This window comes from Bacillus sp. RIT 809, from assembly GCF_016892495.1.
Taxonomy (GTDB): Bacteria; Bacillota; Bacilli; order Bacillales; family Bacillaceae_G; genus Bacillus_A; species Bacillus_A cereus_U.
In genome coordinates this window covers 45,114-57,874 of sequence record NZ_JAFEMR010000029.1, presented here as the reverse complement: position 1 = coordinate 57,874, position 12,761 = coordinate 45,114, and the positions used below count along the sequence as shown (strand labels likewise).

Sequence of the window (12,761 nt, the reverse complement as noted above, 5' to 3'; positions counted from 1 at the left end):
ACCTCCAACAATCCCTACGGTCTGGCTAATGGGAGTGGGTAAACGAAGGGCAGCCTCTCTCATCATTTCTAAGGTAATCTCCATAAGTAAAGCTTCTATCACCGGAAGAAACGGAACGCGTTCTCTCGATTCTGCAATTGATAAATAAAGCTGTACAGGAATAACTTCATAATTAAATGAAATAAACGCTACATATGTTGCAGGTAACAATAAGGCTATAAAAAAACTTATAAAACGTAGTAATCGAACAGAGGAAGATACTAACCAACGTGTGTTGTAGTCATCTATCCATTGAAAGAAGGAAATGAAATTTATGGGGGCAATCAAAACATTGGGACTTCGATCCACAACAATGGCGAATCTCCCCTGAAGGATGTGTGATACAGTTGAATCTGGTCTTTCGGTCAAGATAAACTGCGGAAAGGGTGAATATGGATTATCTTCAATAAATTCAATTATTTCGCCAGTATTAATAATCGAGTCCACCTTAATATTTTGAAATCTATTTTCCAATTCCTTAAGTACATCTTGAGAAGCTACATCTCTTAAATATAAAATAGATACTTTGGTCTTCCCTCTACTTCCAATTAAAACCTCTTTTAATACTAACTCTCTATTAGGAATATATCTTCGTATTAAAGCTATATTCTGACTAGATGTTTCTACAAACCCTTGATGCGTCCCTTTTAGAGATATTTCATTTCTAGGTTCTGTTATATCTCTTTGTGGCCATCCTTTTGTATTTAGTTGATACCCTGTGTTTTGACCGTGAATTAATAAAATACTATCCCCTTGAAAAATAGCATTTTCGACTTGATTCCAAGTATTGATTGTTTGAATTTCTCCTATTGTGACAGGTAGACCATTACTAACATCAAATGGGTTATGCATCAAAGGGGGCAGTATATTATTATGAATAGATTGTTTATCTGTTAATCCAGATAAGTATATCAAAGCGGCTTCTGATTTATTTACTAGTTGAAATTGACGAATTACCAAATCAGGAGCTTGTTGAAAAAACTTTTGAAGATCATTTGTGTTTTGGAATAAGTCACAGCTGATATTATGATTTCCCATAGTTTCTTTCTGAACATTTGAATTTCTGTTCTCCGAATCATTTATAGAATAACGTCCTTGTTTTAAAAATTTAAATATAGAGAACACAACATTGACTCCCCTCGAAAAGACTTTTCAGTATTTTTATTGTGTATAGTTTAAAAGGATTTATACCACTATTTACTTCAGCAGCAATTTTGTTTTTCAAGCAAAATTCCAACTTTGTAAACAATCTATTTTCACCATATCTTTACACTGTATTATAAAATATTTTAAGATTTTATGAATTTGCTTCTACATATCAGGATTGGATCGGAGTAGCCAAAATGCTAGTGTAAAATTTCAACTAGAGTATGCTTTACTAAGTGGTCAGTTTCTACATGTTCATGTAGGATCAGGAAAGTAAAATGAGAAAATTTATGGTTCCATTTGTTTAACGAGAATGCTTTGTGAATAGATCAATTGTTTTTTCAGATACATAGTCCTAATCTTTATCAAACGTCTCTTATTATTGTATATTCTTTAATAAGAATTCTGTAATCTCTTCATTTAGTTCATGATGGAAATATTCTCGATTAAAACCAGGTGGATCTTGCGACGGAAGAAAAGACGCATTCGTCATTTCTTTTGGAAACGGGCTAAGAAACGAAAAATGTCCTGCGTTCTCAACTATTTTATGTTGAATTTTAGTACTGTCAGTTATCCCGTTCAATATAATTTCCGCATGAAAATAAGGTGTAAATCGATCTTTCTCCCCAACAAGCATCAAAATAGGGATGTTTATGCCTTCCAAAGCCCCTTTTGTTTTAAACCAAACTGAAGCTGGCGCTAAAAGAACTAAAGATTTTATTCTGTAATCAGGTGTAACATTGATAAGATGAGATTTCTCATCAAAAGACTCATAAGGGAAAGAGGTTGATATTCCTCCTGATGCTGCTAATGCTGTGTATCCTCCCATAGAATGTCCGATGACTGAAACAGAATCAGGTTTTAAAACCTTTGTAAAATCTTCACTATTAAAGAACCAATCAATCGCCATAGAAATATGTTTTGGCCTAATAGTTAGATTATCGACTGTACCTTCCAATGTATTGTCGTTTCGATTATTGAATGGATGCTCAAGCATTTCCACAACAAATCCGTTACGAGCCAAGTGACGAGCAATCGTTCGATAAACTAATGGTGAACCACCAGTGCCATGAGATATTAAGACCAATGATACTTTAAATACATTTTTACTTTATTTGGATATGTACAATTACATAAAATTATGTATAATTTCGTCTAAAAAAGTCTTTCCATGTCGATTCATGTAGATTAAACTTTAAATATAATAGTTTAATGTTTTTGCTTCACCCTCTTCATAGGAGAAATGAAGGGTTGTTGTCATTTTCATAATAGTAAGCGCTTATAAAATGTCCAATCATTTCGATATGTAATATTTCATAAAACATTGTTGGTTTATTTTTTAAAATATTCAGGGGAAATAGACGGAATTCAACAGAATAATTTATCAGACAGGGAGAAAATGATCGTATGTATCCAAAATTTATTGATAAAATAGCGTTTTCGAAGGCGCATAAAGAGTTATTAATTAAACTGTATAATAAAGAAATTTCAAGAAGCGAGTATAATCAATTGGTAGATGCTTTTTATCGTCCACAACAAAAGTAAATATGAAGTACGTGTTTATTGTTTTATGTCTTTTGTAGAAACAAAGTTCGTTTTTATCATTTTTGGGACAAGCTCTTCTGCTAGGTTGATGGGCATGTGGAGGTACCCCTACTTCAAAATGTTATCTCCAACTTTTTGACACATTGTTTTTCATAGAAATCACGCCACTTCAAAAGGTGTACCCTTTGATACGAAAATAATTCACATTAAATTATTGTAATTTTATATAAATTATTTAAAATATAACATCTATATATTAATGTTATTCAATTAAATTTATAGGATCCATAATGGTGATATTCAGTCTTTGTACAATTGGATTATTAAGTAATATAGTAAAAATAATGAATGGCACAGCGAAAATATTTAACTATGTATTATTTGTATTTATCTTATCAGCAATAATTTATTATTTATAAACTTCTTATCAAGTAGGAAGAAAAGAAAAAACACTAGCTTAATAACAGTGTTTTTTCTTTTCTATTTATAGGTCAATGTATTTTATTTGAATAAAAAAGAGGATATTATGATAAAGAAAAATAGAATAGGCACAATTATACCGATTTTAATACCGGTTTTATTGATTTTATCTATTGTTAATGTTGCATACAAAATTATTTTAACTGAATTTGTTGGAGTCTCTATACTTTTACCTGTATTTCTTTGTCCAATTGGATTTATCTTAGCTATTTTTTCCTATGTAGTAGATAAAAATATCGGAGCGAAAATCGGGATACTATTAAATGTGTTAGTATTTTTGATTCCTTTTATTTGGATATTCGGAAGAATTACGTAGTTGAAATTTAATCCGGACATCTCTTCTATATCACTAAATCTATGAACATATAAAAAAGGAAGGGAATTTTTATAATTCTCTTCCTTTTTTATTTACGAGAAATTTCATGTTCATTTGCTATTTAGTACTTCGAAAAATGCTGTAGAATTTATCTCTATCATTATAACAGTATAAAAGTTGGTTATAAGATGCAATATTACATATCAAAATCTTTATTTGTTCTGTTATAATTTTAAGAGTAAATTATTCATCCATTAATTTACACCATCCATATCTACAGTTATGGAAACCCTAATTACATATAAAAAGAGAGAAGAACATTGGTGAGTTCTTCTCTTTTTTTTATATACTTAATATTACTATTCATTTTGACGCCCACAATTCACACATGCTCCCCGACTCCGTTGCTGATAAACCAATGTGCTGTCGCTCCCCATAATAATCCTCCTACCATACATAGAAGTTGATTTATAACAGGCCAATCAATGAGTTGAAAATGTAGCATGAATGAATAAGCGAAATTCTGTAATACCCGGACATCAGGAATTACAAACACTAGGGTGATACACATTATCCATGCAAAATGAGCAGGATTGCACGTGGAATTATTTCTCCCCATATTCGAATTGTAGCCAATGCAATGATTGATCCAAGCCACACCCGATGCAAACGATTGCCACTCCTCCCACATCTGATTGTACGTTTGCTAAAAATGATCCCATCATAAACCCTCTGGAATCATTTTCACCAAAAGGGAATCCTGGTCGATCCAGCCTTTGAATATCAAACCCGCAACCATTATCATGAATAGAAAGATATTGTAGGCATCCTATTTAAAAATGAGGTGCACACCATATTAGTGAAGCAGGCATATATATTTCGTATCTATCCAAATAAAAAACAAGTACTATTAATTCCTAAATCTATTGGTTACTGTTATTTTGTATTTAATCGTCTTCTTTCTCTATAAAATTATACATGTGTTACACAAACCCACTTTTAAGTCCATATTTACTTCTTAAAATAAACAGCACCAAAGTTTTCATTAAACCTCTTACACCAAACAGAAACCGAACCATATGCACTTACATCTATCCCTTCAGGAATTTCGTAGTTTTGGTCTCCTTTATTTCCCTTTAATTTTCCTAATTCAATATACTGATAGTTTTTCACGTCTTCATTATTTTTCAAACGATTCGTAGGAACTAATACAACTCGCACATCCGGCCCATTAGATGTTTTAAAATCAGAAAGTCGTAAAACACGTTTTCCATCCGCTAATTGATGAATTGCTGCCGTTCCAATTGTTTCATGAACACCATTTTGAAACCTTCCTTCACTTATTACTCGATCACTTTGTTGCTTTGTTTCATTTGATTGTACTTCTGTTTGTGGCAATGCTTCATTCACTTGCTTATCAATAAATAATTTCTCTGGTCGGAACAATGACCATAAAACCCCCATTACAATTATCAAACCGCCTATAAACCATACATATTTTCTTTTCATAAAGTAAAAAACCTCCTGTAACATACTGTGTAGTAGTATGTTAGCAAGAAGGTCTTTCATTTTTATAACATAAATATTACAAAAGTCTTTCAGCGGTCTTATTTTTTCTGATGCGATGGGAAGCGTAAACCAAAATTCACTACCCTGCTTGCCGTCTGCGCGCCCCCTCTCACCATTTTATCTCTTGTGCATTTCAATCAATGATTTTGCAATAGCTAATCCAAATTCAGGACTTTGCTTGCAAGAGTCTTAGAATTTTTTTGCATCCGAACCATTAAAAGTATAGTGAGGCCTATTCAGGAAACTTAAAAAGAGCAGTTAGTAAATTTAGTTTTTAACTGTGGCTTTAACTCAATAATCTTCTGAAGAATTAACAGTAGCAGAAATCTTTTGTTTTTCATTGCCAGAGACATGTCTCTCTAATTAAATCTCAGGTGTCGCATATTCTCCTGAGAAACCAATCTTAGTAATGACAACATCCATATTTTTTTCTGTTTTAAAGTGATTAATAGTTGCTTGATTAGCTGTTTCTTTAGTCTTTAGCTAGGCTTCTTTACTATATTCATCTATTATACAATCCATAATTGCATATACATAAGCACCTCGTGTTAGTAACGTAGCACTTCCTAAGACAATGTCCATTCATAATTCCATTCTATTGTTTATTTATTTTGTTCATATAAACACTTTGAATTTTAAAGTACCTTATACGCTTTTTCTATTTCATTAGACGAAAATAGCATTATATTTTTATAAATTTCTTTAGAGAATTTTTGTAAGGAAATATATTAATTTTGAATGGTACAAATAGGGAGAGTAACTTCAACCGTTGTTCCTTTATTTATTTCACTCTCAATAAATACCTTTCCGTGATGTGTTTCGATAATTTTATAGCAGATCATTAATCCTAAACCAATGCCCTCTTCCTTAATACTATAAAAAGGTTCTCCTAGATATGGTATACGTTCTTTTGAAATTCCACACCCTTGATCCATAAAACGAATGATTATTTGATCATTATCAAGTTTATCAATTTGAATCAGAATTTCGCCTCCCGTTGGCATGGATTCAATTGCATTTTTTAAAATATTAACAAATACTTGTTTTAATTGATTTCCTTCGCATGGAATCAATGGAATATCAGGTGTAAAATCGATTCTAATTTGTATATTATTCATCATTGCTTGAGGTTGCAGTAGCGTCAAAACTTGATCCATTAGCACACCAATATCATTAGGTTGTATCTTTACCACCTGTGGTTTAGCTACCGCCATAAATTCATTTGTAATACTTTCTATACGCTCAATCTCTGATGATACTATATTTATATAACCCTGATCATTCTCATTTCCCGTTGATTTTAGTAATTGCATAAACCCTTTCATTGCGGTTAATGGATTATTAATTTCATGAGCCATTGCAGTCGCTAATTGTCCTACGACAGCAAGTTTTTCAGATTTTCGTAGTAATTCTTCTGTTTTTAACCGTTCAGTAATATCACGAGAAATGCTTAGGAAAACTTTTTTACCATTTAAGTTAAAAACACGGACACTAAACTCAGTTGTTATTATTTTTCTTGTTGGAAAAACATATTCATCTTGCAAAGTGAAGGAAGTTTGTCCCTCTCTAATTTTTTCTAGTAACCTTACGATCAATCGAGAATCTTGTGGTACAACACTTGGAAATGGCAACGAGAGCAGTTCTTCTCTACTATACCCAAATCTTTTACACCCAACAGGGTTTACCTCAATAAATCGACTTGGAACATGATCTTCATTCAGCTCTACTACATATACTGCGTCAGTTGCTTGTTCGATTAGTGCACGGTACTTCATTTCACTATCTCTTAATTGTTGGTGTAATCGATGCCTTTCTCTTTCTGCTTGTTTTCTTTCAGAAATATCTCTACATATTGCTGATAAAGCTATCACATTTCCTCTTACATCTAGTATAGGAGAAACTGTCAGACTGACATCAAGAAGACTTCCATCGTTACGTTGTCTAATCGTTTCTAATCTAGTAACTATGGATTCCTCCGTTAGAATTTTCTGAATATTTTCAAGTGATTCATCCATTAAGAAATCTGGTACACAAGGTAATCTCTTACCTATGATTTCTTGTGATGACCACCCAAATATCTTTTCATAAGCTTTATTGGCTTGTAAAATATGCCCTTCTCGATCAGATATGGTAATAGCATCTACATTATGCTTTACAAACGATTCCAGTAATTCTTTGGTAGCTCTTAATTCTGATTCTACCTTTTTCCTTTTGGTTATATCGACTGTAGAACCAACAACTTCAATAACTTGTCCATTTCGTTTAATCGGCCTAAGCGCAATAAGAATAATAGTTTTATCATTTGGCCAGGGTAATTCGAATATAATTTCTTTTCCTTCCCATGCCTGAAGATAATGCTTCATCAATTGTGGAACTAAATGTGGAGGAACAATAGAAGCATCAATAGTGCGTAAGCTTTTTCCTACCACCTGTTCAGAATAAAATCCTTTTTGATAATAAAACTGCCCATCACATAAAGTGTGTATAAAGTGCTTACCCACTTTTTTAAATTTAAAAATCCCGCCTTGAAGTTCATGTACGGTATCTGTGAGTTCTTGCTTCGATTTAATTAATTCTCGATTTATTTTAGATAAATCTTGTGTTAAATAATACAATCTCTGGTAAGCTTCCATAAGAAAGAGCCCGATTAGAAGTCCTAAAGCTATATATAATAAGCCTCCAGTGTAAAGCAATGTAGTATTAAAACATAAACCAACTAACCACTTTATTCCCACAAAAACAGAAAAATATAAAGATGCACTTTTAAAAGGATGAAGGTTTTTAAAATATGTTTTAAAAGTAGCAAATAGGATACTCATACTTAAATATGCAATCACAGGTGGCTCCCAATACCCACCAATGTAAAAGATACGCATTATAATAATGCTAATTAATGTAATCCAACCAGCAATGCGACCAAAGTAAATAAAAGATAAAATAAGAGGAACAACTCTAAGATCGTAGGAAAATCCCATGTACGGAAAAGAAAAGAACATCAAAGTAACTGCGATAATCCCTCCATAGAATTTTTCAAAATATCGCCTGGAATGAATCGTAAACACTTGAATAAATATTGCTGCGCTAACTAATAGAGAAAAAATAGAAAGATTGATGAAATAATCTTTAATAATCATGTAATGTCCCTCCTTGCATTAAGTATATTCGACAAAAAAGCAGAAAATCCTACAAATAGTATAAACAGTTCTGGTGCAAAAAAATTAAAATAGATGTAAATAATCTTTAAATCTTGGACATTCTGAGATCCAAAAATTCTCTAAAGCAAATATTGAATTTACAAAAACTATGCTTTTTTAGACTCATATAATCGTGTCTGCAAAAAGCAACCAGAAATATTTACTTTCATAATGGAAGTGCTCTTTTCTAGTCTAATAAACGTAATATATCGTTTTATTGCACCAAAACTTGAAGAAAGAAATCTTCTCGAAAAGACAGAAGTACTGCATAAATTCCAAAGCAATCGGCAGAAATCAACATTCTATTTTAACAGCAATCTTATTTAGTCTGAAATTTCAATTTAACTATAAAAACGATCCTTTTTGTAGGAGCCTACAGAAAAGATCGTTTTTTTTAACTCTTATTCTTTGCTGAAATGCTCATTTATGATGGGATCGAGTGATGGACCAAATATTCCCCTTTTTTAAAACCTACGCGATTTCTTCAAAGTTTCCAATATATCATCTGTAAAGGCAGTATCCCCCTCTGCTTCAGTAAAAAGGTTTGGGTTCCGTAACGACATGATAGGCGTTATTAATAAAACTTAAACTAGAAATTCAAAATGAAATTTATATATTTTTTTGAGTGTTTTTAAAAGAAAGCATCGTCCCCTCACTATTTGATTGTAAAGTGTATTTTATATTGAACATCTTTGATATATCTTCAATATTTTTTAATCCTATTCCCGTTCCTTTGACATTTATATCAAAGCCAATTCCATTATCTCTAAAGGAAACAATATCTTCATCTATAATGATTTTGAGTTTTTTAGCTTGTGAATGTTTAAGCACATTTTGAAAAATGTTATCAAATAGCCTTTGAATCCATAACTCATTACTATTCCATATCAACTCTTTATCTTGTGGATTATATACTAATTCAATTTTATGAATGCTATACAAATAGCTCCATTTTTTAACCATGTTTTCTATTAAATTTTGTATATTCACTTCATCCTTCACAATATAAGTATTCTCTAATGTCTCTGTAGATTGAATATTAAATTCGTTAGTTAAATCACTTATATATTGTATCTGCCCATACATTGATTCAAGTACTGGTGCTTGTCCTTCGTATTCGCCTTCTAAATAATATAATTGTAATCTAACCGCAGTTAAGGGTGTATTAATATCATGCCGTAATTTATTTAATAGTTCTTTTTTTATTTGTTCTTGTTGTTGTAGTTCTAATTCTCGATAAGTCGTTCTTTCTATAAGCAAGTTTACTGATTTAATCAGTTCCCCCATCTCATCATCGATTTTGACATCTATTATATTAGGGATTTTTTTATCACTTGCTAAATCTCGAATCGTTTGATTTAATACATTAATTTTATTTAATAATGAGTTAATCGATTTTGAAAATAAAAAAGCTAATACTAATAGTGATAATAAAAATATGATTAACATAGTAGGATATGCAAAGGATTCGTGAAAAGGAATGTTCTTATTTTTAGTTTTAAAGGCAGCATTATAAATAACTGATACAAAGATACTAATCGACAACAATAACAGAGGTACGCTAATAATAGCAGAGAATAGTAGTAACTGATATTTCTTCTTTAAGTTCATTTCTTCATATAGGTATTTAATCTATACCCTTCTCCATATATATTCTGAATAATATCACCTGTTTTATCATTGATTTTGGTCCTAATTTTCTTTATATGTACGTTCATTATATTTTGATTTCTATCTTCGAGTTGCCATAAGTAATCAAAGAAGTGTTCTTTTGTTAGAATTCTATCTCTATTTTCATACAAATAGAAGAATATTTTACGCTCAATCGCAGTAAACGCAACTTCATCACGCAAACCATTAATAAAAACCCTTTTATATTCTGCATCTATAAATAAATGTTTAATTTGCGTGAAAGTACCATATTGATTATCTAACATTTTCTGAATTCTTAACAGTAATTCTCTAGGATCAAAAGGTTTTATCATGTATTCTTCTCCAATAGTCAGACCTTTTAGTTTACTATCAATATCATTCCGAGCCGATAGAAAAATAATTGGGATATTTAATCCTAGATTTTTTATTTTCTTTGTAATTTGATAACCATCTTCACCTGGTAACATAACATCCATTATGACTAAGTCTATTTCATGAATTACATCAAAAACTTCCTTTCCTTCTTTCTTCCAACACACATTATATTTCTCCCGCTGCAAAATTTTCTGTAATAAATCACCTATAATTAAATCGTCTTCAACAATTAATATGTTATATTCTTTCATCATGTAGACCTTCCGTCATTAAAATAACAATAGCTTAGTTTTTCGCTACTTTATTATTAATAAAATCCATGGTAATTTTGTATATTTCATCAGGAGCGTATAAATAAATACTATGTGTACCTTCAATTATTTTCACATCAGCTATCAATAATTTGCTAGCAAACTCCTTATAATCTTCGTTTTTTTGCTTTGTATACTTCGAATCTTTATATTGCCTAGCAATCGCATCTATAAATAAAATAGGTGTTTCTTTTGGGATTGATAAGGAATTTGATTTTTTACCGTTATTGTAGCTTTGTAACAGCTCTTGCTTCATATCATCATTAAAAGCCCTCTTATATGTAAGCGCTTTATAAATATCTTTTTCCTGTTCGTTTAAAAAGGATTGTCTAATGACTTCGGGATTATAAGTAATAGCGGGAACTAATCTCTGAAAACCAATTTTCGTTAAAATATTCATCCCTTTTATTTTTAATGAATCAACCCTGCCTATTTTATGAGTTACGTACTGTTTAGGTAAACCAATATCTAACGCAATAATCCCTTTTACTTCACTTGGATATTTTTGTGCCCAATAAATAGCCTCTATTCCCGATAGAGAGTGTGGTACTAAAATGTATGGTGGTTTATTTCCACTTTGAATAAGTGCTTCTCTCGTTTGTTCTAGTATCGTATCAATATCTCTATCATCTTGAAAAACATCACTGTATCCATAACCAGCTCTCTCAATTACAGAAATCTTGTTTTCTTTCGAAAATTTACTATATAAGCCTTTCAATTCATAAACAGGAGCGGCAATTCCAGATCCGGCCATAAATACAAACGTATCCTCCCCGCTCCCCTCATTATAAACATTCACTTTTTTATTATTGAAATTAACAAATTCACCTTCATTATTTATTAATTTCGATTCCATTCTTAATTGATAGTTATGATATATAAATACAGCGCCTGTTCCAAGAAACATAATGCTACTACACACAAAAAATATAATTTTTACTATCTTCAATAATTTTTTCATATGACACCCCTTTCAGCCTATACTGAAAGGGTACAATGTAAAAATAAATTTCTAATAAATTTTCCAAAATTAATATTTTCTCTTTGTTTCTAAGTATGGACGATTTTTAATACCTACGCAATTTCTTCAAAGTCTCCAATATATCATCTGTAAAGGCCATACTACCCTCTGTCTCTAAAACTCTGAAATATAAACTTCTTAAGAAAGCTCTAATATTTTGTACTAAAATATCATGCTGGGGATGCGGAATGTCTTCAACAATTACTATACTATGTAGCCAGTTGCTCCATTCTTCTTCAGTTAAAAGATTTTGGTTCCGTAACGACATAATTGGCGTTACTAATCTCTCATCCTCAAAGTGTATGTATACGTAGTCATTCAATCGAACCTTCTGACGAACGGCAGCAAGGATTGCATATGAAAACTCACGATTTCGTATTGTGCGTGCTAAAGCATCTAGTGCATCAGCCGCATGTGCAGTTGAGTGTGCCCAACCTTTTCCTTCTACGTAACCCCTTACATCTTCTTCTAAATAGACATATTCCAGCACTTGTTCTGCTACACTGTACAGTTGTTCTTCAGATAGCAATGGTTCTCTTTCATGAACAGATAATATAAGTGGTGGAATTAATACGGAGAACGCACGTTTAAAAACAGAGTCTGTTCCCTTTTCACCAATTTTATAAAATAAATAGTCAGGACTAATTGCTTGTAACATTAATCCTCGTAATTCTTTTTGTCTAAACACATCATTTGTAATCCATTTGTGAAGCGTACTATAAATTAATTCGTCACGTAATTCAGCATCAGGTGATCCGATATAATCTAGCATCCACTGTGCATATGGATATGCGTCTACATCTTCTGGTACAGCATAATTATTATTTTTAATTTGTTGTAGTTCTTGTTTTAATTCTTGTACTTCATTCATTATATTTCCTGTCCCCTTTTAAAGATTTTTTTATATTTCCCCTTTTACCTTATCTCCCTGCAATTCATTTCATAAAATTAAGTAGATTTCTAAAATCATTTTCACTAAGTATCTATCCTTCTATGAAATTGATTCAATTATATAAAATTTCTCCCGAGAAATAAAAGGAAATACATTGGAACACCAAAGCTTCTCACTTTGTTTACATGCATTTTATATAAGTTTAAATTATAAAATAAAG

Annotated in this window: 11 protein-coding genes and 3 pseudogenes; 5 read left to right on the top strand and 9 right to left on the bottom strand. The window is 31.3% G+C overall.

Going from position 1 to position 12,761, the window contains the following annotated elements; translation table 11 throughout:
- The coding region (locus JTF23_RS23730; RefSeq protein WP_204209882.1) for a spore germination protein at positions 1–1,164 on the bottom strand (1,164 nt) is incomplete at its 3' end.
- Positions 1,165–1,233: 69 nt separating this feature from the next.
- Here JTF23_RS23730 and JTF23_RS28415 point away from each other — a divergent pair.
- Positions 1,234–1,459 (top strand): annotated as a pseudogene (locus tag JTF23_RS28415) (IS4 family transposase); the annotation flags it as partial.
- 105 nt (positions 1,460–1,564) lie between these two features.
- Here JTF23_RS28415 and JTF23_RS23725 read toward each other — a convergent pair.
- Positions 1,565–2,272 (bottom strand): alpha/beta hydrolase family protein, encoded by a 708-nt coding sequence (locus JTF23_RS23725; protein WP_078181837.1) that lies wholly within the window; start codon positions 2,270–2,272, stop codon positions 1,565–1,567.
- A 320-nt stretch (positions 2,273–2,592) separates the two neighbouring features.
- Here JTF23_RS23725 and JTF23_RS23720 point away from each other — a divergent pair, with 320 nt between their 5' ends.
- The 3 genes from JTF23_RS23720 to JTF23_RS28160 all read left to right on the top strand — a co-directional run bounded on the left by JTF23_RS23720 (position 2,593) and on the right by JTF23_RS28160 (position 4,496).
- Entirely contained in the window at positions 2,593–2,730 is a 138-nt protein-coding gene (locus JTF23_RS23720) for a hypothetical protein (RefSeq protein WP_000283272.1), read from the top strand.
- Between the two features lie 526 nt (positions 2,731–3,256).
- Positions 3,257–3,526, top strand: coding sequence for a hypothetical protein (locus JTF23_RS23715; RefSeq protein ID WP_078182184.1), 270 nt, complete (start codon positions 3,257–3,259; stop codon positions 3,524–3,526).
- 844 nt (positions 3,527–4,370) lie between these two features.
- Positions 4,371–4,496, top strand: coding sequence for a helix-turn-helix domain-containing protein (locus JTF23_RS28160; RefSeq protein WP_307839251.1), 126 nt, complete (start codon positions 4,371–4,373; stop codon positions 4,494–4,496).
- Positions 4,497–4,537: 41 nt separating this feature from the next.
- Here the strand turns inward: JTF23_RS28160 and JTF23_RS23700 are convergent, their stop codons facing one another.
- The 3 genes and pseudogenes from JTF23_RS23700 to JTF23_RS23695 form a co-directional block, all read right to left on the bottom strand.
- Positions 4,538–5,035: a DM13 domain-containing protein gene (locus JTF23_RS23700; protein WP_078182186.1), complete on the bottom strand. Its 498-nt coding sequence runs from the start codon at positions 5,033–5,035 to the stop codon at positions 4,538–4,540.
- Positions 5,036–5,111: 76 nt separating this feature from the next.
- Positions 5,112–5,257 (bottom strand): annotated as a pseudogene (locus tag JTF23_RS28410) (sensor histidine kinase); the annotation flags it as partial.
- 566 nt (positions 5,258–5,823) lie between these two features.
- Positions 5,824–8,229, bottom strand: a complete 2,406-nt coding sequence (locus JTF23_RS23695; RefSeq protein WP_204209881.1) for a PAS domain S-box protein — start codon at positions 8,227–8,229, stop codon at positions 5,824–5,826.
- Positions 8,230–8,347: 118 nt separating this feature from the next.
- Here JTF23_RS23695 and JTF23_RS28275 point away from each other — a divergent pair.
- Positions 8,348–8,610: pseudogene (locus JTF23_RS28275) on the top strand (hypothetical protein); the annotation flags it as partial.
- 288 nt (positions 8,611–8,898) lie between these two features.
- On the opposite strand, the gene JTF23_RS23690 reads toward JTF23_RS28275, so the two are convergent.
- The 4 genes from JTF23_RS23690 to JTF23_RS23675 all read right to left on the bottom strand — a co-directional run bounded on the left by JTF23_RS23690 (position 8,899) and on the right by JTF23_RS23675 (position 12,520).
- A complete protein-coding gene (locus JTF23_RS23690) occupies positions 8,899–9,900 on the bottom strand; it encodes a sensor histidine kinase (RefSeq protein WP_204209880.1) in 1,002 nt (333 codons plus the stop codon).
- Positions 9,897–10,568, bottom strand: coding sequence for a response regulator transcription factor (locus JTF23_RS23685; protein ID WP_078182189.1), 672 nt, complete (start codon positions 10,566–10,568; stop codon positions 9,897–9,899). The genes JTF23_RS23690 and JTF23_RS23685 overlap by 4 nt, the downstream gene beginning before the upstream one ends.
- Before the next feature lie 34 nt (positions 10,569–10,602).
- A complete protein-coding gene (locus tag JTF23_RS23680; RefSeq protein ID WP_078182190.1) occupies positions 10,603–11,589 on the bottom strand; it encodes an alpha/beta fold hydrolase in 987 nt (328 codons plus the stop codon).
- 106 nt (positions 11,590–11,695) lie between these two features.
- Positions 11,696–12,520 (bottom strand): DUF2785 domain-containing protein, encoded by an 825-nt coding sequence (locus JTF23_RS23675; RefSeq protein ID WP_204209879.1) that lies wholly within the window; start codon positions 12,518–12,520, stop codon positions 11,696–11,698.
- Positions 12,521–12,761: the final 241 nt, after the last annotated feature.